Raw genomic sequence first — 26,327 nt, forward strand, 5'->3', positions numbered from 1 at the left:
GTCCTGCTAATGATATTTCCCACTAATACCTTTAAGTCCATGAAGTATTCCCTGCCAGATAAAATATAGATAACGAAATTTCTTACGCTGCCATGGTAATATGGCGAGATATTTAGAGAGGCGTAATACTATAGAAAGAACACTGAATATCCTGGGAACGGGTAAAAGTTTTCTCAGCAGCAACAAATTTCTACAAAGATAATATACTTTCCATTCGGGGCAGATACACCTTCCATGAATAGAGATATCATGAATAAATTTAATTTCTGGGGAGTAACGAATTTTCTGCCCGGACAATACTAGCTTATAACCAAAGAAAAAATCATCATAATAAAGGAAAAGTTCATCATGGATATCGTTAAGATGGTTATTCAATACCTTTCGATCAATAATCATACCAACGAATGACACAGTTTGAACATCAGTAACCTGAGTTCTTACTGGAGAAAACCTCTCTGGGCGCATCGCATAATAAATAGTCTCAAACACCGTAGATGGGACCCTAATGAAAGGCAAATTCATCCGACAAGACCGCCCATAGGTGTCCTGAACTCGCGACGCAAATATACGGTAACTTGATGTATCTAATAACGAGAAATGCTTTAAAATATTAATTTCCGGGTAAGCATCATCATCATAGAAAAATACCCAATCGGCATTACTATATGAGCATATATATTGACTACCTACTTTAAATCCGCCAGCACCACCAAGATTATCTTTAAGATTAAGTATCGTGATGCCAGGTTCACTTAATGAAGAAAGCCATTCCCTGGTACCGTCGCTTGAGCCATTATTAACGATAACAATAGAGGAAAAACCCGCCTTAACAGTCTCTCGCACACTTTTTTTTAATTTTTCAAGACGGTTAAAAGTTACGATTAGCGCTGTACACTTCATCAAACGGTAACTGTAAAAGCTGGCATTTCTTTTTGTTCATATAGCGACGTTAAGTATACGTCCGCCGTCTGTAATGCTTCAGCTATCGTGATGTCCATATCGAGATAACGATAAGTGCCAAGACGACCAATGAAAGTAATATTTTTTTCTTTTTTAGCCCGCGACAGATATTTATTCAGTAAATCCATTTTATCTGCCCTGCGAATAGGATAGTAGGGTATATCACCAGCTTCACATTCCCGACTATATTCTTGATAACATATTGAAGCTTCATGTTTCTCCCACGGAGAAAAATATTTGTGCTCAGTAATCCGAGTATAAGGAGTATCTATTGAACAATAATTCATTACTGCGCATCCTTGATAATCACTCTGGCAAATTATTTTTTTAAAGTCTAATGTACGATATTCCAGTCGGCCATATTGACAGGAGTAAAAGGCATCCAGCGCGCCGCTGAAAAAAACATGATCATAATCTGTCCGCATTTCCTGAGTGAAGGAGCGACATAGTTCAACAGCGATATTTTCGTGTTCGACAATGGACTTGACCATTTGTGTATAACCAAATTTTGGTATTCCCTGAAACTTATGATTGAAATAGTTATCATCATAATTAAAGCGAACAGGGATACGTTTCAATACAGAAGCGGGTAACGCGGAAGGATGAAGCCCCCATTGTTTAATGGTATAACCTTTAAAAAAGGCTTCATATAACTCTTCACCAATGAAACGCAAGGCCTGTTGCTCAAAATTTTGTGGTTCCAGAATGGTGCTATCACATTTTTGAAGCAGTAATTTCCTGGCATCATCAGGTGAGCAGGCGACACCAAAAAATTGATTGATGGTATGAAGATTGATAGGTAAAGAAAATACCTGACCATTTACTGTGGCCTTAACTTTATTGATATAAGGCATCATCTCAGCGTATTTATTTACATAATTCCATACAGTTTCATTATCAGTATGAAAAATATGAGGACCATAAACGTGCACCATAATACCCGTGTGCTCATCTCGGGCATCATAAGCGTTACCACCGATATGCGAACGTTGATCAATAATATTGACTACATGTCCCTGCTCGGCTAACTGGCGTGCTATTACTGCGCCTGAAAGGCCCGCACCTACAATTAGTATCTTTTTACGTTGCATTATTTTTGTCACTCTGTTCGCAGACACAGATAATATTAGATAGTTTATCCAGAACCATTTTCATTTATATCAGAAGGGTAAAGTGAAATTTACTCAACGCATCCAGATAATTCCACGCTACCGCCACAGCGCGTAAACCCTCGCACTGATTACAGATTCATTAATGTCACACGTTATGCGGTATTTCCGGACAACGATGATTGCCATATTTATTTTGTGAAGATAACTCATTCAGAACGCAACATTATGGGTCTGAATACCGCGCGGCATGATGTAAATATGCTGTCAGCATAAATCCGGTGCGTTACCGGCCCCAGTTTTTACCAACCCACTCTGTTGACTGATGTCCGGGCCGACGTCCGGTATCCTTATTCTTACCGCATCAGATAGCGGTACTCCTGTCGGGATATCCCAGCGTTGTTTCAGCGTCTGCTCCGCGAGCCAGACCTGCCTCACGCCGGTTCCCAGCATACGGGCCGTCATTTCCGGGCTACAGCCTGACAACAGTAATCCCAGCACCCGCCGTCCCTGTTTTGGCAGACGCTCTGACAGTAACCTGACCAGCGTGCGGCTGTTTATCTCCATCACCAGCTCCGGCACGCTCAACGCGCTTTTCATCTCCTCCTCGTAAGGCGATGTCTGTAGTGATGACCATATGGCAAGCTCAGCCATTCTGGCCAGAACCCTTACCGACATGGCGCGTTTAATCAGCCTCAGATGGCGGAAGTAACCTTCCACGCTGACGTCAACCGGTAAAAACGCGTTACTGCTGCAAAAAACCACTGTCCGCGGATAACGCTGAAAAACCTGTTGCCACAGCAGAAGCTGGGTTGATGGCCGTCCGGCGGATATCACCATCGCGCCGGGCCACCGACGCAACCGATCCAGCAGCCCTTCTGGTGTCCTGAGACGAACGCAGTCCTCCACGCAAAGGCCACCGGTATCCGGAAACTGCGCAGGATTTTCGCCTGACTGACAAAACATAATCAGCCGGAGAGGCGGCAGTACTCTGGTTAACGTCTGCATATCAGTACGTCAGAACCTGATACAGGCTGAACAACGCTGCGACGGTGGAGACCGCCAGCAGGAGCAAAAATATTTTCGCCCCCATACTGTACCGGCACTTACTGGTGCCCCCCCTTCCGGTGGATATTTCCGCATATTCTTGCGTCATCAGATTGTTCTCCTCTGGCCATTGCCGACCCGGCACTGCGCCAGCAACGGCAGCTTCGTGTTGTGGAAACAACATGTCCGCACCCTTTCGTGGACCGGGAGCCATTCCATGTCTGTATGAAAAATGACGTCTGGCCCTATCTAAACACAGCACTCTGACACCCTGTCCGGTTCTGCTTTTCGGCTGCACAGGCCGTCAGTCCCCCTGGTAGTAAATGCTCCTGCCGCAGGGTAATTCTGCCCTGTGCGGAGTACAAAATGACAAATAGAAAACACAGTAATCTATTGATTTATATGTTGATTATGTAAATCAGCTTTCCCTGAACAGATTTCTCTGTGATTTAACAATATGATTCAAAAAGTAAAATAAAGGATTTAATTCTTTGATATGATAATTAATCAGCATTAAATATTATTTAATACGTTTTTTTAACACTTAAAATTAACATTTTGTGCAGGCAGGACAAAAATGGATACAGCATAGTGCTGGTTGGACCAGGTGAATTTTCCCTTAGTTTTTTTATTGTTATATGGATAACTCCTTAATAAGCAAGAGATTACGATTGCATGACTCTTGTGTGGAAGGGGTAAATCTGAGAGGATGATGAAAGCGCGAAGCGGACTTAACTTTTTGAATCAGAACGTACGGTTATACTCGACGTTTTTTTCGCCATATTCCATGAAAACGCCCGGCGTTACTTGCGGTGTATCTTACGGTGTGCTGGATATTCCTGTGCCCCAGATAGTCCTGTATGAGTCGTGTATCAATCCCTTTATCAGCAAGGGCGTAGCCGCAGGCATGTCGCAGCATATGAGGATGTGGCGCTATCGTTAATTCGGCCAACCGCCCTGCCTCACGAAGTATGTAAAAAAATTGTTGCCTGCTGAGCGGATGCCGTCGTAGCGACAGGAACAGCCAGTCTCCGTCAGCCCCTTTCTCAAGATACTTCCTGGCCCTGAGCCAGCTTTTCAGTACGTTATACTCATCGGGAAGGAGGGGGTGACACGTTGAAAAGCCATTTTTGAGGCGCCGGATATAAAGCTGTCTTCCTGCAAGATCAATATCCGACAAGCGCAGCCCCAGCAGCTCACTGGCCCGGAAGCCGTGAATAAACGCCATCAGGATTAAGCAGCGGTTTCTTTCCGGGAAGGGCATTCTGTCGGTCGCTGACAGCAGTTTTTCAATCTCTTCTTGCGTAAGATATTTTCTTTTCACAAAACAAATCCATCATAACAAAATGAGTAATATACTAAAAAATCACTGATCAGATGAGTTTAATTTTCGCTAAAAAGTTGCTATGCGTAAACAGCTTAAAATCCATATAGCTGGCAATCTGGCACGCTATCCATGACGTGATAGTGAAACAGCGAATCAATCTGGCTTCAATCTCCTGATAAGTCGTCATGATGAGGAATATAAATGCTAAAAATGAGGCTATCGTGAGGTAAATCAATCAGAAAGGGGTAATAAAGAGTCAGGTAGTTTACCCGCCCCGGAGGTTTGATTAGATGGCGATAGCTAACAATATCATAATGATTTTCAAAAACTCTGCTGCTAACAGCAATAAGCTCATCATACTGGCTATTACAGCATCACTTGGTTATTTTTAAAATAATATATTATAAGGGGATTTATATAGTATTGAATAAATCCCTCTTCCTGACATTAAGAGAACAGAACACGATAATTTTTAGCAGCCGTAATATAATAGCTTCAATCGTCGGGCTCTCAGGCAATAACGTGTATATTACGCGCATTGAACGCGGCGCGTAACCTGCGAGCGAATGCAAGCGCATACTCGCCGTCGCCATGAATGCACACCGTTTGCGCCGTGACAGTCGTCCACACGCCAGTAACGCTTTTCACTCTCCCGGCTTGTACCATATCCAGCGTTTGCGCCAGCGCCTGCTCTTCGTCGTGAATCAGCGCGCCAGGTTGCATGCGCGGCACCAGGCTACCGTCGGCCTGATAGCCGCGATCGGCAAACACTTCCTGCCGCGTCACCAGGCGATGGCGCTCACCGGCCCGGATCAGCTCACTTCCCGCCAGTCCAACCAGTATCAGTGACGGATCATAGTCGTGTACCGCTTTCGCAATCGCCTGTGCCAGATGGGGATCTTTCGCCGCCTGGTTATAGAGCATACCGTGCGGTTTGACATGGCGCATCACGCCGCCTTGCGCCTGAACAATCGCCCCCAGCGCGCCGATTTGGTACAGCGTCTGGGCGTATACCGTTTCCGGCGGCAAAACCATCGCCGTCCGTCCAAAATTATCCCGATCCGGAAAGCTGGGATGCGCGCCGATCGCCACGCCGTTTTTCAGCGCCTCGCGCACGCAGGTCAGCATGGTTTGCGCATCACCGGCGTGAAAACCACAGGCGATATTGGCGGAGGAGACCAGCGTTAATAATTCGCTGTCGCTGGCGCAACCTTCGCCCACATCCGCATTTAAATCAATGTTCATGCTGAAGCCGCCAGGTAAGCTGTTCCAGATAGCGCTGACGCTCATGGCGCGCGTTGAGCGCCTCTTCCAGCGAACATTGCACAAAATGGATCGGTTGTCCTAGCGGGATCTGCGCCAGATGGTACATATCTGCCTCGATGATGCAGGCAATGCGCGGATAGCCGCCAGTTGTCTGGGCATCATTCATTAGCACAATAGGTTGGCCGTTGTAAGGCACCTGCACGACACCGGGCAGCAAACCGTGCGACAGCAGTTCGCGATCCGTTGTCCGCGTTAACGATTGTCCCTGCAAACGATAGCCCATGCGATTACTTTGCGGACTGAGCTGCCATGGCGAACGCCAGAACGCTTCTTGCGAGGCGCGATCGAATTCACGGTATTCCGGCCCCGGCAGCGCACGGATGCGATTCCCCCACAGTAACTGCTTCACGCCCTGCGGCCCGCTAAACTGTCGCGATGGTTTACCCGTCGCCAGCCGATCGCCATCTTTTAGCAGCCGCCCTTCCAGCCCACCGATACCGGACTTCAGATCGGTACTACACGATCCCATCACCTCCGGCACAGCAATACCGCCCGCCACCGCCAGATAGCTACGCATCCCGTGAAGCGGTCGATGCAGCGTAAGACGCTGACCCGCTTTTACCGGCAATCGCCAGCCGGTCCAGACCGGTTGATCATCCAACTGCGCCTCGCAGCCTGCGCCGGTAAGAGCGAACCAGGTCTCATTTTCAAATTCGACAACCAGTTGACCGAGAGTGATTTCCAGCGCCGGGGCATTCGCATCGTTCCCGACCAAGAGATTAGCGGTCTGAAAGGCGGGTTTATCCAGCGCACCGCAGTGACTCAGCCCCGACTGACGAAAGCCGTGACGCCCGCTATCCTGCACGGAGGTATAAATCCCCGCGCGAATAATATTCAGCATATTCCCTCCTTTTGCGGCACAAAGCGTACGCTATCGCCAGGGCGTAGCAAAACCGGAGGCTCCCGCATCGGATCGAATAACTTCAACGGCGTGAGGCCGATCAGCTGCCAGCCGCCCGGCGTGGATAATGGATAAATACCCGTCTGCGCGCCGCCGATGCCGACAGAACCGGCCGGAACCTGCAGGCGCGGCTCCGCGCGTCTGGGCATATGGAGCGGTTCTGGTAAATTCCCAAGATAGGGAAAGCCAGGCTGAAAGCCTAAAAACCAGACGACATACTCAACGGAGGCATGTAGCTCCACGACCTGCTTTTCACTCAAACCGCTGTGCCGTGCCACCGCCGCCAGATCCGGCCCGCCTGCGCCGCCATAGATCACCGGGATCTCAACCGAACGCGAGTCCGGCTCCAGCGCCTCGCTCTCTTCCCACCAGCGCTGCAGACGCTCAATCGCATCCAGCGCCAGGGTTTGCGGTTCCCGCAAGATCACGGTGATATTGTTCATCCCGGGAATGGCTTCCACCACGTTCGGCATATCAACCAGACGCTGCGTCAGACGCCAGATGCGTTTCTGGCTCGCCAGCGTAATCGGCGGTTCAAGTTCCAGGACGACCGCCGTTTCGCCTAACAGATAACAACGCGCTCGCTGCACTTTATTACCTCTCAGTTATGCCGGGTTAGGGATATCAATAAACGTCACATCCAACGCCGTGTTTTCGTTCAACCATTCGCTCAGGGCGCGAATACCGCCGCGTTCAGTGGCATGGTGCCCGGCGGCATAAAAATGCAGCCCCTGTTCGCGCGCGGAATGAATGGTCTGTTCAGACACCTCGCCGGTAATAAAAGCATCCACGCCGAAGCGGGCGGCGCTATCAATAAAACTTTGCCCGCCGCCGGTACACCAGGCGACACGCTGCACATTCTCTGGCCCGGTATCGCCGCACCATAGCGGTTTACGCCCCAGACGCGCTTCAATCCATGAGGCCAGTTCCAGCCCCGGCACCGGCATTGAGAGCTCTCCCCACGGCACCAGCGGCTCAATTTCTCCTTTCACGGTAATGCCCAATAGCGCCGCCAACTGCGCATTGTTGCCCAGCTCAGGGTGCGCATCCAGCGGCAGATGCCAACCGTAAAGGTTAATATCATTTGCCAGTAACGTTTTTAAGCGACGGCGTTTCATGCCGCGAATAACCGGAGACTCGCCTTTCCAGAAGTAACCATGATGAACAATGACCGCATCGGCCTGCAAACGCACCGCCTCATCGAGCAGCGCCTGACTTGCGGTCACGCCGGTAACGATTTTCTGTACCGTCTCTTTTCCTTCGACCTGTAAACCATTCGGCGCATAATCGCTTATTGCCGCACTGTTCAGCTTGTCGTTAATCAGTTGTTCCAGCTCGGTGTTTTTCATCATCGCTCCCTTTAACCCACGTTCTACTTTCCCGTTACGGGTTCAGTCTCCGTTAACATAGCCTCCCGTTGGCCGTTCGTCGATAAACATTTGTTTGACACATCAAGAAACAATCACCCCCGGGTTTGGCGCAAATTACTTAGCAAAACACGATCGGTTTCATGTATATTTATGCAATCAGAACGCATATTGCAGAAAAAATCAGTTCTGTATCATGTTGGTAACTTTAAGGAAACACGGCGATACGGCAGGCTTAATAAGCCCACAAAGAAAGGCATTATCTGAGAATGCCGCGTTCTTGCCGCAGCGTCTCTATCCCGGAAACACGATGAATAAACAAGCATCTCAACCCCGCGCTATTTACTACGTTGTCGCCCTGCAAATTTGGGAGTACTTCAGCTTTTATGGTATGCGCGCCCTACTGATTCTTTATCTCACCAATCAGCTAAAATACGACGATAACCACGCCTATGAGTTATTCAGCGCTTATTGTTCGCTGGTCTACGTAACGCCGATTCTTGGCGGCTATCTGGCGGATAAGGTGCTTGGCAACCGAATGGCAGTCATGCTGGGCGCATTTTTAATGGCTATAGGTCATTTAGTGCTGGGCGCCAGTGAGATCGCGCCGACATTCCTTTATCTGTCGCTGGCGATCATTGTCTGCGGCTACGGCCTGTTTAAATCGAATATTAGCTGCCTGCTGGGCGAACTGTACCAGCCGGAAGATCCGCGCCGCGACGGCGGGTTCTCGCTGCTTTACGCAGCGGGCAATATTGGTTCGATCGTGGCGCCTATCGCCTGCGGCTATGTGCAAGAGGAGTACAGTTGGGCGATGGGCTTTGCGCTCGCCGCCATTGGTATGCTTGCGGGGTTAGTGATCTTCCTGTGTGGAAATCGTCATTTCACCCACACCACCGGCGTGAATAAAGCCGTGTTGTGCGCCAGAAACTACCTGCTGCCGAACTGGGGCTGGCTGTTAATTTTGCTGGTAGCGGCGCCGTTGCTGATTACCGTTCTGTTCTGGAAAGAATGGTCTGTCTATGCCTTAATCGTGGCGACCGCGATCGGCCTGGTCGTGCTGGCAAAAATTTATCGTCAGGCGCAAACGGCCAAACAGCGCAAAGAACTGGGGCTGATTGTCACCCTGACCCTGTTCAGTATGCTGTTCTGGGCGTTTGCCCAGCAGGGCGGTAGCTCTATCAGCCTGTATATCGACCGCTTTGTGAACCGCGATATTCTGGGCTATTCCGTTCCTACCGCCATGTTCCAGTCGGTGAACGCCTTTGCCGTGATGCTGTGTGGGGTCGTCCTGGCCTGGCTGGTTAAAGAGAGCGTAAGCGGTAATCGCACCGTGCGTATCTGGGGCAAATTCGCGCTGGGTCTCGGTCTGATGAGCGCCGGATTCTGTATTCTGACCCTGAGCGCACGCTGGTCCGCCGCTTACGGACACTCTTCAATGCCGCTAATGGTGCTGGGACTGGCGGTGATGGGCTTTGCCGAGCTGTTTATCGACCCGGTCGCCATGTCGCAAATTACGCGCATTGATATCCCCGGCGTCACCGGCGTATTAACCGGAATTTATATGCTGCTGTCCGGCGCGATAGCTAACTATCTGGCAGGCGTCATCGCTGACCAGACCTCGCAAAGCGCCTTCGACGCCAGCGGCGCGGTTAATTACGCCATCAACGCCTATGTGGATGTTTTTGAACAGATCACCTGGGGCGCGCTAGCCTGCGTAGGGGTTGTCCTGCTGATTTGGCTGTATCAGTCCTTCAAATTCAAAAGCCGCGCGCTGGCCGTCGAATCCTGATAGCAGAATGCCCGGTAGTTTGCGCTACCGGGCCTGTATCACGCCCCTTTTCTCGCCGCCTCATAGGCGGAAAGCGTTGCGATTCTCGCCTGTTTGTGCTCCACAATAGGCCGAGGATAATCAAGCACGACTCCCGCTTTTTCCGCCCACCGCCACGGCTCGTGAATCGCTTTTCCAGGGATATCGCGTAATGCCGGTAGCCACTGGCGGATAAATTCGCCGTCGCGATCGAACCTCTCTCCCTGAGTCGTGGGATTAAAAATACGAAAATAAGGCGCGGCGTCAGTACCGGTTGAGGCGGCCCACTGCCAGCCGCCATTATTGGCGGCAAGATCGCCGTCAATAAGCTGCGACATGAAATAGCGCTCCCCCAACCGCCAGTCAATCAACAGATCTTTTACCAGAAAGCTGGCGGTAATCATGCGTAAACGGTTATGCATCCAGCCCGTCGCATTAAGCTGGCGCATCGCCGCATCGACAATGGGATAACCGGTTTCGCCTTTCTGCCATGCCTGAAAATAGTGCGGGTTTTCCTGCCACGCGACGCGTTTTGTCCAGCGGATAAACGGCTGGTGTTTGCATAATGCCGGATACCAGGTCATTAAATGACGGTAAAATTCCCGCCAGATGAGCTCATTCAACCAGACGCTTCCCGGCCCGCCGTCCAGCGCCTGCGGCTGCTCCGCCAGTAATCGGTGCAGGCACTGTCGCGGCGACAGGCCGCCCGTCGCCAGGCTGGCGGAAAGCCGACTGGTGCCGTCAACCGCAGGGAAATCGCGCCGTAACGCGTACTCGTCTGCGCCCTGCGCGCAAAACTGACGTAGCTGCGCGATGACCGCGTTTTCTTCCACCGGGAAAAGCGCGGCGTCAAACGCCTGTTGCGGGTAGTTAAGCGAGACTGGCGTTAAGGGTGTAGAAAGCGCGCCGCTCACCCGGATCTTCGGGGCCGGAACGCATGGCGGAATATCCTCTTTTAGCCGTTTCAACCAGGCGTTTTTAAACGGCGTAAAAACTTTATACATTTCATGATTGCCGGTCATCACCGCGCCGGGCGCCAGAATCACGCTATCGTCAAAGCCTTCGCAGATGACAGAGGGCAGCGTTTTTTCCACCGCCGCATCACGCTGACGCTCGTTAAACTCATACTGATAGTTATAAAACAGATGGCTGACGTCATGCTGTCGGCAAACATTTTTGACCGTTTCAATACTGGCGTTAAAATCCGCCACTTCATGAAACAGCAGCGGAATGCCTTTCTCTGCAAGGGCCGTCTGTAGCGCATTGAGCTGCGCGCTGATGAATGCCGCCTGCCGCGGCGCCATATCATGAGCCTGCCACTGGGCGGGGGTGGAAATATAAAGCGCCAGCACCCGCGCGGATGCATCGCGGCAGGCGGCGGCCAGCGCAAGGTTATCCTGTAAACGCAGATCGCGCCTGAACCAGACTAAATGGGTGGGCATACAACTCCTGAAAGATGAAACGTCACGGCGAATAGCGTTAAACAGTGTAGACCCTGGCGCATAAAAAAACCGCCAGCGTGGCGGCTGACGGTTTTTCAGGCTGGTCGCGATTAATAAAAGTCGCAGGTGGCTTTTTCAGCCTGCGCCATCCATACCGGCTTATCACTGGTTTTCGACCAGACACGGTGCAGATAACTATAAAAACGCGCGCGGTCTTTCCAGAAGAGCATCACCGGCAGCGCCAGCACGCCTGCGATCACCGCGAAAGCACGACGGACAAAAATGACATGCGCCGGATAGTCTTTATAGTGTTCCATACGTTTCCCCCCTTTATACCGACGCTACCCGCCCCGGTATAGATTGAATCGGTGAATAGCACCGAAAAATTGAACCTCGTTACCTGATTAAAATAGTACCGCTTTCGGTGTAATTTTACTACTCATCCGACCACTTATTTTCACGCTTTTCCAGCAGATTTACATTCAAAGCGTAAATTAGTTACAAAAAAGTTAAATTAATACTAATCATTAGTTAAATAATGGTCTTTGCCATTTTTATACTTTTTTTACACTCCGCCCGCCAATTTTTGCGAAATCTTTGCAGCCAAAAAATTACCTTTCTCAGGAGTAAAACAATGCCACTGGAGGTGCTCTGTGAGTGCAGGCGTGATAACCGGCATCGTGCTGGTTTTCTTACTTTTAGGTTATCTGGTCTATGCCCTGATTAATGCGGAGGCGTTCTGATGGCCGCGCAAGGATTTTTACTGATCGCCAGTTTTTTACTGATTTTATTAGTACTGGCGAAACCGTTGGGTTCGGGCCTGGCAAGGCTCATCGCCGCCGTTCCGTTGCCGGGCGTGGCTGGCATTGAGCGTATCCTCTGGCGGACTCTTGGCATTACCGACCACGAAATGAACTGGCGTCAGTATTTACTGGCGCTACTGACGCTCAATCTGCTGGGACTGGGCATCCTGTTTTGCCTGCTATTCTGGCAGGAGTGGCTGCCCTTAAATCCGCAGCGGCTACCGGGGCTGTCCTGGGATCTGGCGTTGAATACCGCCGTCAGCTTCGTCACCAATACCAACTGGCAAGCTTACAGCGGCGAAAGCACGCTGAGCTACTTTAGCCAGATGGCGGGGCTGACGGTGCAAAATTTCCTGTCGGCGGCGACCGGGATTGCGGTGGTTTTTGCGCTTATCCGCGCCTTTACGCGCCAGAATGTGCACACGCTGGGTAATGCCTGGCAGGATCTGGTACGCATTACGCTATGGATATTATTTCCTGTCGCGTTAATTATCGCGCTGTTTTTTATCCAACAGGGCGTACCGCAAAACCTGTCGGCTTATCAGCCCATCACCACTCTTGAAGGCGCTAAACAACTCTTGCCGATGGGTCCGGTTGCTTCGCAGGAGGCGATCAAAATGCTTGGCACTAACGGCGGCGGTTTCTTTAACGCCAACTCTTCGCATCCGTTCGAAAACCCCACCGCGCTCACTAATCTGGCGCAGATGCTGGCGATATTTTTGATTCCAGCCGCGCTCTGTTTCGCCTTTGGCGAAGCGGCGGGCGATCGCCGTCAGGGACGCGCACTACTGTGGGCAATGTCATTCATTTTTGTGGTCTGCGTAGCGGTAGTGATGTGGGCGGAAGTTCAGGGAAATCCACATCTGTTGGCGGCTGGCGCGGACAGTAGCGTCAACATGGAGGGTAAAGAAACACGCTTTGGCGTGCTGGCCAGCAGCCTGTTTGCCGTCGTCACGACCGCGGCGTCCTGCGGGGCGGTAAATGCCATGCACGACTCGTTTACCGCTCTGGGCGGTATGGTGCCGATGTGGCTGATGCAAATTGGCGAAGTGGTCTTTGGCGGCGTCGGTTCAGGGCTGTACGGCATGTTGCTGTTTGTCCTGCTGGCGGTGTTTATCGCGGGGCTGATGATCGGTCGCACGCCGGAGTATCTGGGGAAAAAAATCGACGTGCGCGAAATGAAAATGACCGCGCTGGCGATTCTGGTCACGCCGATGCTGGTCTTGTTGGGTTCGGCGCTGGCGATGATGACGGATGCCGGACGCAGCGCAATGCTGAACCCTGGCCCGCACGGTTTTAGCGAAGTGCTATATGCCGTCTCCTCTGCCGCCAACAATAACGGTAGCGCCTTTGCGGGTCTGAGCGCTAACTCGCCTTTCTGGAACTGTTTGCTGGCGTTCTGCATGTTCGTCGGACGTTTCGGCGTGATTATTCCTGTCATGGCCATCGCCGGATCGCTGGTCAGTAAAAAAGTACAGCCGGCCAGTCAGGGAACGCTGGCGACCCACGGCGCGCTATTTATTGGACTGCTCATCGGCACGGTACTGCTGGTCGGCGCGCTGACGTTTATTCCTGCCCTGGCGCTTGGCCCGGTAGCGGAACATTTCTCTTTACCTTGAGCGATGTGGAGTACATTGATATGAGTCGCAAGCAACTGGCGTTGTTTGAACCTGTTTTACTCGTACAGGCGCTAACGGATGCCGTAAAAAAATTAAGCCCACGCGCCCAGTGGCGTAACCCGGTGATGTTTGTGGTCTGGGCCGGCAGCGTGCTAACCACCTTGTTAACACTCGCTATGGTAACAGGACAAATAGCGGGAAGCGCCCTGTTTACAGGGGTGATCAGTCTGTGGTTATGGTTCACCGTACTGTTCGCCAATTTTGCCGAAGCGCTGGCGGAAGGCCGCAGCAAAGCCCAGGCAAACAGTCTGAAAGGGGTGAAAAAGACCGCGTTCGCTCGCCGCCTGCGCGCCCCGCGTCATGATGCGCAGGCCGATAACGTGCCCACCGCTGAACTGCGGAAAGGCGACATTGTCCTGGTCAAAGCGGGCGATATTATTCCCTGCGACGGCGAGGTCATCGAAGGCGGCGCCTCGGTGGATGAAAGTGCGATTACCGGCGAATCCGCGCCCGTGATCCGTGAGTCCGGCGGCGATTTCGCCTCTGTCACCGGCGGCACGCGAATTCTTTCCGACTGGCTGGTGATTGCCTGTAGCGTCAATCCTGGCGAAACCTTTCTTGACCGGATGATCGCGATGGTGGAAGGCGCGCAGCGGCGGAAAACGCCTAACGAGATTGCCCTGACGATTTTGCTCATCGCCCTGACCATTGTCTTTTTACTGGCGACCGCCACCCTGTGGCCCTTCTCCGCCTGGGGCGGTAACGCGGTCAGCGTCACCGTGTTGGTGGCGTTGCTGGTGTGCCTGATCCCTACCACCATCGGCGGGCTACTCTCCGCCATTGGCGTAGCCGGAATGAGCCGAATGTTGGGCGCGAACGTCATCGCCACCAGCGGCCGCGCCGTAGAAGCCGCGGGCGATGTCGACGTGTTACTGTTGGATAAAACCGGCACTATCACGCTCGGCAACCGCCAGGCGTCCGATTTTATACCCGCCCGAGGGGTGGACGAACGCACGCTGGCTGACGCCGCGCAGCTCGCTTCGCTGGCCGACGAAACGCCGGAAGGCCGCAGCATTGTGATCCTCGCCAAACAGCGCTTTAACCTGCGTGAACGCGATGTGCAGTCGCTTCATGCCACCTTTGTTCCGTTTACCGCGCAAAGCCGCATGAGCGGGATTAATATCGATAACCGGATGATCCGTAAAGGCTCGGTGGACGCGATTCGGCGTCATGTCGAGAGCAATGGCGGCCATTTTCCCGCCGATGTCGAGCAAAATGTCGAGAACGTAGCGCGTCTGGGCGCGACGCCGCTGGTGGTCGTGGAAGGCGCGCGCGTACTGGGTGTTATCGCCCTCAAGGATATCGTTAAAGGCGGCATTAAAGAACGTTTCGCCCAGCTACGAAAGATGGGTATTAAAACGGTGATGATCACTGGCGATAACCGCCTGACGGCGGCAGCGATTGCCGCCGAAGCCGGTGTGGACGATTTTCTTGCCGAAGCCACGCCGGAAGCCAAGCTGGCGCTGATCCGTCAATATCAGGCGGAAGGACGGCTGGTCGCCATGACCGGCGACGGCACTAACGATGCCCCGGCGCTGGCGCAGGCTGACGTCGCGGTGGCGATGAACTCCGGCACCCAGGCGGCAAAAGAAGCCGGTAATATGGTGGATCTGGACTCTAACCCGACCAAGTTGATTGAAGTGGTGCATATCGGTAAGCAGATGCTGATGACGCGCGGCTCGCTCACCACTTTCAGTATCGCGAATGATGTAGCGAAATATTTCGCCATTATTCCCGCCGCGTTTGCCGCTACCTATCCGCAGCTAAACGCGCTCAACGTGATGGGGCTGCATTCGCCGAACTCCGCCATTCTGAGCGCGGTGATCTTTAACGCCCTGATTATCATATTTCTGATCCCGCTGGCATTAAAAGGTGTGAGTTATAAGCCGCTTTCCGCATCGGCCATGCTGCGCCGTAATTTATGGATCTATGGTCTGGGTGGTCTGGTGGTGCCGTTTATTGGTATCAAAGTGATTGATGTGCTGCTGACCCTGCTGGGTCTGGCGTGAGGTGTATGATGATCGGTTTACGTCCTGCTTTTTCGACAATGTTATTTCTGCTGTTATTGACCGGCGGCGTGTATCCGCTTCTGACCACGACGCTGGGGCAGTGGTGGTTTCCCTGGCAGGCTAATGGCTCGCTGATTCATAAAGACAATGTGATACGCGGCTCAGCGCTTATCGGACAATCGTTTACCGCCGCGGGCTATTTTCATGGCCGGCCCTCCGCCACCGCCGATACGCCTTATAATCCACTGGCGTCGGGCGGAAGCAACCTGGCCGCCAGCAATCCCGAACTGGATGCGCAAATACAGGCCCGCGTCGCCGCGCTACGCGCCGCTAACCCCCAGGCGAGTTCCGCGGTTCCGGTTGAGCTGGCGACGGCGTCGGCAAGCGGGCTGGATAATAATCTGACACCCGGCGCCGCGGCATGGCAAATCCCCCGCGTGGCGGCGGCTCGCCAGCTTCCCGTTGAACAGGTCGCGCAACTGGTTGCAGAATATACGCACAGGCCGCTGGCGCGCTTTCTTGGGCAACCGGTGGTGAATATTGTTGAGCTTAATCTGGCGCTGGATGCGCTACAGGGACACAGAGCGAAATGAACGACGAACCCTTGCGTCCTGATCCGGATCGCTTGTTGGAACAAACGCCCCCGCCCCACCGGGGGAAGTTGAAAATTTTCTTCGGCGCCTGCGCAGGCGTCGGAAAAACCTGGGCGATGCTGGCGCAAGCGCAGCGGCTGCGAGCGCAGGGGCTGGATGTGGTGATCGGCGTGGTAGAGACGCACGGCCGTGAAGAGACCGCCGCGCTACTTGACGGGCTGACCATTCTGCCGCCAAAACGTCACTCGCACCGGGGGCGGCAAATTCGCGAATTTGACCTGGATGCCGCCCTCGCCCGGCGTCCGGCGCTGATTTTAATGGATGAGCTGGCGCACAGTAACGCGCCTGGCTCACGCCATCCTAAGCGCTGGCAGGATATTGAAGAGCTGCTGGAAGCGGGAATAGACGTTTTCACCACCGTGAACGTACAACATCTGGAAAGTCTGAATGATGTGGTGAGCGGCGTCACGGGGATTCAGGTGCGCGAAACCGTCCCCGATCCCTTTTTTGATGCCGCCGATGAAGTCGTACTGGTCGATCTGCCTCCCGACGATCTGCGCCAACGGCTCAACGAAGGTAAAGTGTATATCGCCGGCCAGGCGGAACGCGCTATTGAACATTTTTTCCGCAAGGGCAATCTGATCGCCCTCCGCGAGCTGGCGCTACGCCGGACAGCCGATCGCGTGGACGATCAGATGCGCGCCTGGCGCGCGCATCCGGGCGAAGAAAAAGTATGGCATACCCGCGATGCGATTTTACTGTGTATCGGGCATAACACCGGCAGCGAAAAACTGGTGCGTACCGCGGCGCGTCTGGCCTCCCGGCTCGGCAGCGTCTGGCACGCCGTCTATGTCGAAACGCCAACGTTACACCGCTTACCGGAAAAACAACGGCGGGCCATTTTAAGCGCGCTGCGCCTGGCGCAGGAGCTTGGCGCGGAAACCGCCACCCTGTCCGATCCCGCCGAAGAGAAAGCGGTCGTGCGCTATGCCCGCGAACATAATCTGGGGAAAATCGTCATGGGCCGCCCGGCGTCGCGACGCTGGTGGCGACGTGACGCTTTCGCCGACCGTCTTGCCAGGCGCGCGCCGGATCTCGATCAGGTGATCGTCGCGCTGGAAGAACCGCCTGCCCGCGCGTTGGCGCAAACGCCTGATAACCGACCTTTTAAAGAGAAATGGCGTGGGCAGATTCAGGGCTGTCTGGTCGCCGTGGCGCTTTGCGCCATCACCACGCTTATCGCTATGCAGTGGCTTGTCACCTTTGACGCCGCCAATCTGGTGATGCTCTATTTGCTGGGCGTAGTGGTGATTGCGCTGCTTTACGGACGCTGGCCGTCGGTGGTAGCGACGGTGATTAACGTGGCGAGTTTCGATCTCTTTTTTATCGCGCCACGCGGTACGCTCGCCGTTTCGGACGTGCAATATTTGCTGACCTTTGCCGTGATGCTGACGGTAGGTCTGGTGATTGGCAATCTTACTGCCGGGGTGCGCTATCAGGCGCGCGTCGCCCGTTATCGGGAACAGCGTACCCGCCATTTATATGAAATGTCTAAAGCGCTGGCCGTCGGGCGTAGCGAACATGATATCGCCGCGACCAGCGAGCGGTTTATCGCCTCGACGTTTCAGGCGCGCAGCCAAATTTTATTACCTGATGCTAACGGTAAGTTGCTGCCTCTCACCCACCAGCAAGGCATGACGCCGTGGGACGACGCAATTGCGCGCTGGAGTTTTGATAAAGGCCAGCCTGCCGGCGCAGGCACCGATACCCTCCCTGGCGTGCCTTATCAAATCCTGCCGCTGAAAAGCGCCGATAAAACGTACGGTCTGGCTATCGTCGAACCGGGTAATTTGCGTCAGTTAATGGTGCCGGAGCAGCAACGCCTGCTGGAAACATTCACTCTGCTTGTCGCCAACGCGCTGGAACGACTGACGCTGACCGCCAGCGAGGAACAGGCGCGTCTCGCCAGCGAGCGCGAAAGTATTCGCAACGCTCTGTTGGCGGCGCTGTCGCATGATTTACGCACGCCGCTGACGGTATTGTTCGGCCAGGCGGAAATTTTGACGCTGGATCTAGCCAGCGCAGGATCGCCCCACGCGCGTCAGGCCAGTGAAATTCGCCAGCATATTCTCAACACCACCCGGCTGGTGAATAATTTGCTGGATATGGCGCGTATTCAGTCCGGCGGGTTTAATCTTAAAAAAGAGTGGCTGACGCTGGAAGAGGTCGTCGGGAGCGCGTTACAGATGTTAGAGCCGGGTTTATTGCATCCGATTACATTGTCGCTGCCGCAACAGTTAACGCTTATCCATGTCGATGGCCCCTTATTTGAGCGCGTCCTGATCAACTTGCTGGAAAACGCCGTTAAGTACGCCGGGCCGCAGGCCAGTATCGGCATTGATGCTGCGGTTAAGGACGATCGTTTACAACTGGATGTCTGGGATAACGGGCCGGGTATTCCTGCGGGGCAAGAACAGAAGATTTTCGATAAGTTCGCCCGCGGCAACAAAGAGTCCGCCGTCCCCGGCGTGGGGCTGGGGCTGGCGATTTGCCATGCTATCGTAGAGGTACACGGCGGCACGCTTACCGCCTATAATCGACCGCAGGGCGGCGCCTGTTTCCGTGTGACGCTGCCGCAAGGAAAGCCACCTGAACTTGATGATTTTCATGAGGATATGTGACAAACGTTCTGATTGTTGAAGATGAACAGGCCATCCGCCGCTTTCTGCGCGCCGCGCTGGAAGGCGACGGCCTGCGCGTGTATGAAGCTGAAACATTACAACGTGGTTTACTGGAAGCCGCCACGCGAAAGCCCGATCTGATTATTCTCGATCTCGGCCTGCCGGACGGCGATGGAATCGATTTTATTCGTGACCTGCGTCAGTGGAGCGCAATACCGGTGATTGTCCTTTCCGCCCGCAGCGAAGAAAGCGATAAGATTGCCGCGCTTGACGCCGGAGCTGATGATTACCTGAGCAAGCCATTCGGCATTGGCGAATTGCAGGCGCGTTTGCGTGTCGCGCTGCGACGGCACGCCGCCAGCCCTTGCGCCGATCCGATCGTCCGCTTTTCCGGCGTGACGGTCGATCTCGCCGCACGGTTGATCCACCGTGGCGACGAAGAAATCCATCTGACGCCGATTGAGTTCCGCCTGCTGGCGGTATTACTCAATAATACCGGCAAAGTATTAACCCAACGGCAGTTATTAAACCAGGTCTGGGGCCCTAACGCCGTGGAGCATAGCCACTATTTGCGCATCTATATGGGACATTTACGCCAGAAACTGGAACAAGATCCCACCCGCCCACGCCATTTTATTACCGAAACCGGAATTGGCTATCGCTTTATGCCGTGAATAGCTATTCATTATTTTTAAATAACTTCTAATTTTTGTGTCATTTATTTTCGGCGTCGCGAATAATTATTTTCGCGGCGATATTATATTTTATGGAGAATATAAAAAACATATAATTAACATTTAAGAAACAATCAGTTATTTCACAGCACGATATGCATAATCGCCGACTAATTATTTTTCAAATGATCGTTTTTTGTTGATCTGGTTCACAGATTGCTGGCGCTTCCTGGATAAAATATCCATGCTTTCAATAAATCAATGAAAGGACCTCAAAATGGAAAATAATAATCGTTTTATGCCCCATATAAGGCGGACAACGCATATTATGATGTTTGCCCACCGTAATAGTTTCGACTTTCATTTCTTTAATGCCCGGTAGTTTTTCTGCTACGGGTACTTCAGCATACAGGTCTTTCCGACCCTTATGTCATTCAGGTCTATTGCCTAAATAACTCGAATTGTTAAAAGCGACAGTACGGTAATTCCTTTACGCCCAGCCAGCTAACTATGTGGTTTGACAGAAGAAATTCCGACTCAGCGCAATTTTAGTTATCGCGGTTTCTGCCTGTATATCGTAGTACTCAACTCCTTAAATCCTGAATTTCCTGCAACCGGACGGGTTGGGATTTATTACATCTAAAATAAAGCTAATTTACTGATTTTTTTATCAGCGGGATAGCTTTGATTTTTTCCGGAAGAATCAGTTTCTCATGCGAGAAATTGAGGGCCTGCTATTACCTGAAATAAAGAGATGAAAAATGTCAGAATTAAAAATTGCCGTTAGCCGTCATTGCCCGGATTGTTTTTCTACACACCGTAATATTGTAAATGTTGATGAGAGTCGTTTCATCGACGTGGCTGCCATCGTGTTATCCATCGACGACATTGAACACGGAAAACTCGATGAAATCGACGCAACGGGTTACGGTATTCCCGTGTTTGTCGCGACTCATGACGAAGGGCGCGTACCGCCTGAGTATTTGTCGCGTATCTCTGGTGTATTCGAATATAATGAATCCCGTACTGCCTTCTATGGTCGCCAGTTGGAAACCGCAGCAAGCCACTACGAAACGCAGTTACGTCCGCCGTTTTTCCGCGCGCTGGTGGATTATGTCAACCAGGGCAACAGCGCATTTGACTGCCCGGGGCATCAGGGCGGCGAATTCTTCCGCCGTCATCCTGCCGGTAATCAGTTCGTGGAATACTTTGGCGAAACGCTCTTCCGCTCCGACCTATGCAACGCGGACGTGGCGATGGGCGATCTGCTGATTCACGAAGGCGCGCCTTGCATTGCGCAGCAACATGCGGCGAAAGTCTTTAACGCCGATAAGACCTACTTTGTGCTGAACGGGACCTCCTCCTCTAACAAAGTCGTACTCAACGCGCTGTTAACGCCGGGCGATCTGGTACTGTTTGACCGTAACAACCACAAATCTAACCACCACGGCGCATTATTGCAGGCGGGCGCAACGCCAGTTTATCTGGAAACCGCACGTAACCCGTATGGTTTTATCGGCGGGATCGACGCTCACTGCTTCGAAGAAGATTACCTGCGCGAGCTGATTAGCGAAGTCACGCCGCAGCGTGCCCGCGAAGCACGTCCATTCCGTCTGGCCGTCATCCAGTTAGGCACCTATGACGGTACCATTTATAACGCCCGTCAGGTCGTCGATAAAATTGGTCATCTGTGCGACTACATCCTGTTTGACTCCGCCTGGGTCGGCTATGAACAATTTATTCCGATGATGGCCGATTGTTCGCCGCTGCTGCTGGAACTGAACGAAAACGATCCGGGTATTCTGGTGACGCAGTCCGTTCACAAACAACAAGCCGGTTTCTCCCAGACCTCGCAGATCCATAAAAAAGATAGCCATATCAAAGGGCAATCGCGCTACGTTCCGCATAAGCGCATGAACAACGCCTTTATGATGCACGCCTCCACCAGCCCGTTCTATCCGCTGTTCGCCGCGCTGGACGTTAACGCCAAAATGCACGAAGGCGTCAGCGGTCGCAATATGTGGATGGATTGCGTGGTTAACGGCATCGATGCCCGTAAATTGATCCTCGAAAACTGTCATCACATCCGTCCGTTCGTACCAGAACTGATTGATGGTAAGCCGTGGCAGTCATACCCGACATCAGAGATCGCCAGCGATCTACGCTTCTTCCACTTCGTTCCGGGAGAACACTGGCATGCGTTTGAAGGCTATGCCGAACATCAGTACTTTGTCGACCCTTGCAAACTGCTGCTCACCACACCGGGCATTAATGCAGCAAGCGGCGAATATGAAGACTTTGGCGTTCCTGCCACGATCCTCGCCAACTTCCTGCGCGAGAACGGCGTTGTGCCGGAAAAATGCGACCTCAACTCCATTCTGTTCCTGCTGACGCCGGCAGAAGACATGGCGAAGTTACAACAGCTTGTCGCCCTGCTGGCTCGTTTCGAAAAACTGCTGGAAGCTGATGCGCCGTTAGCGGAAGTATTACCGTCCATCTACAAACAGCATGAAGCGCGTTATGCCGGCTACACCCTGCGTCAGCTTTGCCAGGAGATGCACGATCTCTATGCACGGCACAACGTGAAACAGCTGCAAAAAGAGATGTTCCGTAAATCGCATTTCCCGAAAGTCAGTATGAATCCGCAAGAGGCCAACTATGCCTATCTGCGCGGCGAGGTCGAACTGGTTCGCCTGCCGGAAGCGGAAGGTCGTATCGCGGCTGAAGGCGCTCTGCCTTACCCGCCGGGAGTGCTGTGTGTAGTTCCGGGTGAAATCTGGGGCGGTTCTGTCCTGCGTTACTTCAGCGCCCTGGAAGAAGGGATCAACCTGCTGCCGGGCTTTGCGCCTGAACTGCAGGGCGTTTATATCGAAGAACACGACGGCCGTAAGCAGGTCTGGTGCTACGTCATTAAACCTCGTGACGCGCAGCGCTCCCTGCTGAAGGAGGAAAAATTATGAGTAAACCTAAATCCAATAAAATGGGTGTCGTGCAGCTCACAATTCTGACTATGGTCAACATGATGGGCTCCGGGATCATCATGCTACCGACCAAACTGTCTGAAGTCGGCACGATATCCATTATCTCCTGGCTGGTCACCGCCGTCGGCTCGATGGCGCTGGCCTGGGCGTTTGCGAAATGCGGTATGTTTAGCCGTAAATCCGGCGGCATGGGCGGTTACGCCGAATATGCCTTCGGTAAATCCGGCAACTTTATGGCGAACTATACCTACGGCGTCTCGCTGCTGATCGCCAACGTGGCTATCGCCATCTCTGCTGTCGGCTATGGCACCGAACTGTTCGGCGCCGCGCTGACGCCGCTCCAGATCGGCCTGGCGACTATCGCCGTATTGTGGGTTTGTACTATCGCAAACTTTGGCGGCGCGCGTATTACCGGACAGATCAGTAGCGTTACCGTTTGGGGCGTCATCATTCCGGTTGTCGGCCTGTGCATCATTGGCTGGTTCTGGTTTAGCCCCAGCATGTACGTAGCGTCATGGAACCCGCACCATGTTCCGTTCTTTAGCGCGGTCGGTTCTTCCATCGCCATGACGTTGTGGGCATTTCTTGGACTGGAATCCGCCTGCGCCAACGCAGACGTGGTCGAGAATCCGGAAAAGAACGTCCCCATCGCGGTACTGGGCGGTACGCTGGGCGCGGCGGTCATCTATATCGTTTCGACTAACGTGATTGCCGGGATTGTGCCGAACATGGATCTGGCGAACTCCACGGCGCCGTTTGGTCTGGCGTTTGCCCAGATGTTCACGCCTGCGGTAGGTAAAGTGATCATGGCGCTGATGGTAATGTCCTGCTGCGGCTCGCTGCTGGGCTGGCAGTTCACTATCGCTCAGGTCTTTAAATCCTCCGCTGACGAAGGCTATTTCCCGAAAGTCTTCTCTCGTGTAACGAAAGTCGACGCGCCGGTTCAGGGGATGTTGATTATTGTGATTATTCAGACTGGCCTGTCGCTGATGACCATTAGCCCGTCGCTGAATAGTCAGTTTAACGTCCTGGTTAACCTGGCGGTGGTGACGAACATTATTCCGTATATTCTGTCGATGGCCGCGCTGGTTATCATTCAGAAAATGGCGAATGTGCCGTCATCAAAAGCGAAAGTCGCTAACTTCGTGGCCTTCGTTGGCGCCATGTATAGCTTCTACGCGCTATATTCCTCCGGTGAAGAAGCCATGCTGTACGGCTCAATTGTGACCTTCCTCGGCTGGACGTTATACGGCCTGGTCTCACCGCGTTTTGAATTGAAAAATAAACACGGCTGATGGCGCGCCCGGGCTGCGGTAACGGTAGTCCGGGCATTTTCACTCTTTGAATAAGATAATAGAAATGAGTAATCCAGAACGGGAAGTCACTGATATAGCAGAAATACTGGCTATTCTCAATAAACACGAAGTGTGTCGGATAGGGTTTAACGACAATCTCTGTCCGTATGTTGTCCCCGTAAATTTTGGCTACGAGTATCAGAACGGACGCTGGATATTTTATTTTCACGGCGCACGCACCGGGAAAAAGATGCGTCTGTTACGTAAGAACCCGGCAGTATGCATTGAAATGGACGGCGACCATGCATTACTACGTGCCGATGACCCCTGTGATTATAGCTACGCCTACACCAGCGTTTTCGCCACCGGACTGGCATCGATATTGCAAACACGCGATGAGATGCGCTACGGCCTGGACGTCATTATGCGTCAGACCGATCCTGGAAAAACCTTCAGTTATCGGGAAGATATGATGAAAGCGGTTTGCGTGGTGCGTATTGAATGCGACGCCCTCACCTGCCGCCGACATCTGGCGACTCAGAGCGAATAAGTCTGATATCACAAGCGCCCTATCCGGCCTGGAGGCGATTTACAGGCCTGATAAGCGCAGCGCCGTTAATACAAAAAAGGAGCCGTAAGGCTCCTTTTTCTTCCATATCGCCCATCAGGCGTTTTTCAATACTTCGCTAACGATTTCAACGGCTTCTTTCTCAATCTGCTTGCGATGTTCTTCCCCCAGGAAGCTTTCGCAATAGATCTTGTAAGCGTCTTCCGTACCGGATGGACGCGCGGCGAACCAGCCGTTATCGGTCATTACCTTCAGGCCGCCAATCGATGCGCCATTACCCGGCGCTGCGGTAAGACGCGCGGTAATCGGGTCGCCTGCCAGCGTGCTGGCGCTCACCATTTCCGGAGACAGTTTAGACAATGCCGCTTTCTGGGCCGAGGTCGCTGCCGCCTGCAGACGGTTATAGCTCGGCGCGCCAAAACGCGCTGCCAGTTCATTGTAATGCTCTTGCGGGTTTTTCCCGGTAACGGCGGTGATTTCCGCCGCCAGCAGGCACATGATGATCCCGTCTTTATCGGTAGACCACGGCGTACCGTCGAAACGCAGGAACGAAGCGCCCGCGCTCTCTTCCCCGCCGAAACCAAAGCTGCCGTCGAACAAACCGTCAACAAACCATTTGAAGCCTACCGGCACTTCCACCAGCTTGCGTCCCAAGTCATTCACCACGCGGTCAATCATCGCGGAAGAGACCAGCGTTTTACCGACAGCCACGTCTTTGCCCCACAGCGGACGATGCTGGAACAGATAGTTAATGGCGACCGCCAGATAATGGTTCGGGTTCATCAGCCCTGCAGGCGTCACGATGCCATGACGGTCGTAGTCCGGGTCGTTGGCGAAGGCCAGGTCAAACTTGTCACGCAGCGCCAGCAAACCCGCCATCGCACATTCGGAGGAGCAATCCATACGGATCGCGCCATCTTTATCAAGGTGCATAAAGCGGAAGGTTTGATCAACCTGATCGTTAACTAACGTCAGGTTAAGTTTGTAATGCTCAGCGATACGTTTCCAGTATTCAATACCGGAGCCGCCCAGCGGATCAACGCCCAGCGTCAGACCGGCTTTCTGAATCGCCGCCATATCAACGATATCCGCCAGCCCTTCGACAAACGGCTGTACCAGATCTACCGCTTTAACGTGGCCCGAGGCCATTGCCGCATCCAGAGAGATGCGCTTAACGCCTTGCAGGCCATCCGCCAGCAGCGCATTGGCGCGATCTTCTACCACTTTAGTGACGTTGGTGTCCGCCGGGCCGCCATTGGGCGGATTATATTTAATACCGCCATCTTCCGGCGGGTTGTGCGACGGCGTAATGACAATACCATCAGCCAGCGGGCCGCCTTTTTTGTTATGGACCAGGATAGCATTTGACACGGCAGGCGTTGGCGTAAAGCCATTATTTTCCTGCACGATAACGTCTACGCCGTTTGCCGCCAGCACTTCCAGCACGGAAATGAAGGCCGGTTCCGAGAGCGCATGGGTGTCTTTCCCCACATAGCAGGGGCCGGTAATGCCATTTTTCGCCCGCTCTTCAGCAATCGCCTGGGCGATCGCCAGAATATGCGGTTCGTTGAAACTGTGACGACCTGCGCTGCCGCGATGGCCGGAAGTGCCAAATTTCACGGCATGTTCTGCATTCCCTGCCTCCGGTTTCAGTACATAATACTGCGCCGTCAGTTGGGCGACGTTAATCAAATCACTCTGTTGCGCGGGTTGTCCTGCGCGGTTGTGGATTGCCATTGCCTGGTCCTTCTAATG

General features: G+C 53.0%; 24 protein-coding genes. 11 read left to right on the plus strand and 13 right to left on the minus strand.

Annotated features, from left to right (window positions below; all coding sequences use genetic code 11):
- Positions 1–6 precede the first annotated feature (6 nt).
- From ACLJR2_RS13170 to ybgI, 10 genes are all read right to left on the minus strand, one after another.
- Complete coding sequence (locus ACLJR2_RS13170; RefSeq protein WP_000973922.1) at positions 7–903, minus strand: glycosyltransferase; 897 nt, start codon at positions 901–903, stop codon at positions 7–9.
- Positions 900–2,051, minus strand: coding sequence for a UDP-galactopyranose mutase (glf, locus tag ACLJR2_RS13175; protein WP_001534225.1), 1,152 nt, complete (start codon positions 2,049–2,051; stop codon positions 900–902). Before glf ends, ACLJR2_RS13170 begins: the two co-directional genes overlap by 4 nt.
- 285 nt (positions 2,052–2,336) lie before the next feature.
- The gene (locus ACLJR2_RS13180) at positions 2,337–3,077 is read right to left on the minus strand and encodes a hypothetical protein (protein WP_001194237.1); all 741 of its coding nucleotides are present in this window, start codon (positions 3,075–3,077) and stop codon (positions 2,337–2,339) included.
- A 1-nt stretch (position 3,078) separates the two neighbouring features.
- Positions 3,079–3,414, minus strand: a complete 336-nt coding sequence (locus ACLJR2_RS13185; RefSeq protein WP_001182680.1) for a hypothetical protein — start codon at positions 3,412–3,414, stop codon at positions 3,079–3,081.
- Between the two features lie 459 nt (positions 3,415–3,873).
- A complete protein-coding gene (locus tag ACLJR2_RS13190) occupies positions 3,874–4,440 on the minus strand; it encodes a tyrosine-type DNA invertase (RefSeq protein WP_000824704.1) in 567 nt (188 codons plus the stop codon).
- Positions 4,441–4,489: 49 nt separating this feature from the next.
- Entirely contained in the window at positions 4,490–4,630 is a 141-nt protein-coding gene (locus tag ACLJR2_RS13195) for a hypothetical protein (RefSeq protein ID WP_001534230.1), read from the minus strand.
- Positions 4,631–4,953: 323 nt separating this feature from the next.
- Positions 4,954–5,688: a 5-oxoprolinase subunit PxpA gene (pxpA, locus tag ACLJR2_RS13200; protein WP_001017922.1), complete on the minus strand. Its 735-nt coding sequence runs from the start codon at positions 5,686–5,688 to the stop codon at positions 4,954–4,956.
- Positions 5,678–6,610: a 5-oxoprolinase subunit PxpC gene (gene pxpC, locus ACLJR2_RS13205; RefSeq protein WP_000932043.1), complete on the minus strand. Its 933-nt coding sequence runs from the start codon at positions 6,608–6,610 to the stop codon at positions 5,678–5,680. The genes pxpA and pxpC overlap by 11 nt, the downstream gene beginning before the upstream one ends.
- A complete protein-coding gene (pxpB, locus tag ACLJR2_RS13210; RefSeq protein WP_001188371.1) occupies positions 6,604–7,260 on the minus strand; it encodes a 5-oxoprolinase subunit PxpB in 657 nt (218 codons plus the stop codon). The genes pxpC and pxpB overlap by 7 nt, the downstream gene beginning before the upstream one ends.
- Before the next feature lie 15 nt (positions 7,261–7,275).
- Complete coding sequence (ybgI, locus tag ACLJR2_RS13215; protein ID WP_000798844.1) at positions 7,276–8,019, minus strand: radiation resistance protein YbgI; 744 nt, start codon at positions 8,017–8,019, stop codon at positions 7,276–7,278.
- A gap of 328 nt (positions 8,020–8,347) precedes the next feature.
- Between ybgI and ACLJR2_RS13220 the strand changes: the two genes are divergently transcribed.
- Positions 8,348–9,829, plus strand: a complete 1,482-nt coding sequence (locus ACLJR2_RS13220) for an MFS transporter (RefSeq protein WP_001041123.1) — start codon at positions 8,348–8,350, stop codon at positions 9,827–9,829.
- Between the two features lie 38 nt (positions 9,830–9,867).
- Here the strand turns inward: ACLJR2_RS13220 and phrB are convergent, their stop codons facing one another.
- A complete protein-coding gene (phrB, locus tag ACLJR2_RS13225) occupies positions 9,868–11,289 on the minus strand; it encodes a deoxyribodipyrimidine photo-lyase (RefSeq protein WP_001142016.1) in 1,422 nt (473 codons plus the stop codon).
- Positions 11,290–11,399: 110 nt separating this feature from the next.
- On the minus strand, positions 11,400–11,606 hold the full coding sequence (locus tag ACLJR2_RS13230) for a YbfA family protein (RefSeq protein WP_000401437.1): 207 nt from the start codon (positions 11,604–11,606) through the stop codon (positions 11,400–11,402).
- 336 nt (positions 11,607–11,942) lie between these two features.
- On the opposite strand from ACLJR2_RS13230, the gene kdpF reads away from it, so the two are divergent.
- The 10 genes from kdpF to ACLJR2_RS13280 all read left to right on the plus strand — a co-directional run bounded on the left by kdpF (position 11,943) and on the right by ACLJR2_RS13280 (position 24,554).
- Complete coding sequence (gene kdpF / locus ACLJR2_RS13235; protein ID WP_001670793.1) at positions 11,943–12,032, plus strand: K(+)-transporting ATPase subunit F; 90 nt, start codon at positions 11,943–11,945, stop codon at positions 12,030–12,032.
- Positions 12,032–13,711, plus strand: a complete 1,680-nt coding sequence (gene kdpA / locus ACLJR2_RS13240; RefSeq protein ID WP_000730068.1) for a potassium-transporting ATPase subunit KdpA — start codon at positions 12,032–12,034, stop codon at positions 13,709–13,711. The genes kdpF and kdpA overlap by 1 nt, the downstream gene beginning before the upstream one ends.
- 20 nt (positions 13,712–13,731) lie before the next feature.
- The gene (gene kdpB, locus ACLJR2_RS13245) at positions 13,732–15,780 is read left to right on the plus strand and encodes a potassium-transporting ATPase subunit KdpB (protein WP_000088038.1); all 2,049 of its coding nucleotides are present in this window, start codon (positions 13,732–13,734) and stop codon (positions 15,778–15,780) included.
- A gap of 8 nt (positions 15,781–15,788) precedes the next feature.
- The gene (gene kdpC / locus ACLJR2_RS13250) at positions 15,789–16,373 is read left to right on the plus strand and encodes a potassium-transporting ATPase subunit KdpC (RefSeq protein WP_001534231.1); all 585 of its coding nucleotides are present in this window, start codon (positions 15,789–15,791) and stop codon (positions 16,371–16,373) included.
- Complete coding sequence (kdpD, locus tag ACLJR2_RS13255) at positions 16,370–19,054, plus strand: two-component system sensor histidine kinase KdpD (protein ID WP_000997469.1); 2,685 nt, start codon at positions 16,370–16,372, stop codon at positions 19,052–19,054. The genes kdpC and kdpD overlap by 4 nt, the downstream gene beginning before the upstream one ends.
- A complete protein-coding gene (kdpE, locus tag ACLJR2_RS13260; RefSeq protein ID WP_000186054.1) occupies positions 19,051–19,728 on the plus strand; it encodes a two-component system response regulator KdpE in 678 nt (225 codons plus the stop codon). Before kdpD ends, kdpE begins: the two co-directional genes overlap by 4 nt.
- 277 nt (positions 19,729–20,005) lie before the next feature.
- On the plus strand, positions 20,006–20,110 hold the full coding sequence (speFL, locus tag ACLJR2_RS13265) for a leader peptide SpeFL (RefSeq protein ID WP_015632840.1): 105 nt from the start codon (positions 20,006–20,008) through the stop codon (positions 20,108–20,110).
- A gap of 379 nt (positions 20,111–20,489) precedes the next feature.
- Entirely contained in the window at positions 20,490–22,688 is a 2,199-nt protein-coding gene (speF, locus tag ACLJR2_RS13270; RefSeq protein ID WP_001534205.1) for an ornithine decarboxylase SpeF, read from the plus strand.
- Entirely contained in the window at positions 22,685–24,004 is a 1,320-nt protein-coding gene (gene potE, locus ACLJR2_RS13275; RefSeq protein ID WP_000042658.1) for a putrescine-ornithine antiporter, read from the plus strand. The genes speF and potE overlap by 4 nt, the downstream gene beginning before the upstream one ends.
- Positions 24,005–24,068: 64 nt before the next feature.
- On the plus strand, positions 24,069–24,554 hold the full coding sequence (locus tag ACLJR2_RS13280; protein ID WP_000070047.1) for a pyridoxamine 5'-phosphate oxidase family protein: 486 nt from the start codon (positions 24,069–24,071) through the stop codon (positions 24,552–24,554).
- 114 nt (positions 24,555–24,668) lie between these two features.
- Here ACLJR2_RS13280 and pgm read toward each other — a convergent pair whose 3' ends face one another.
- A complete protein-coding gene (gene pgm / locus ACLJR2_RS13285; RefSeq protein WP_000974372.1) occupies positions 24,669–26,309 on the minus strand; it encodes a phosphoglucomutase (alpha-D-glucose-1,6-bisphosphate-dependent) in 1,641 nt (546 codons plus the stop codon).
- Positions 26,310–26,327: the final 18 nt, after the last annotated feature.

Origin of the sequence: Salmonella sp. SAL03688 (genome assembly GCF_046551895.1) — a bacterium.
In the GTDB taxonomy this organism is placed as follows: domain Bacteria; phylum Pseudomonadota; class Gammaproteobacteria; order Enterobacterales; family Enterobacteriaceae; genus Salmonella; species Salmonella enterica.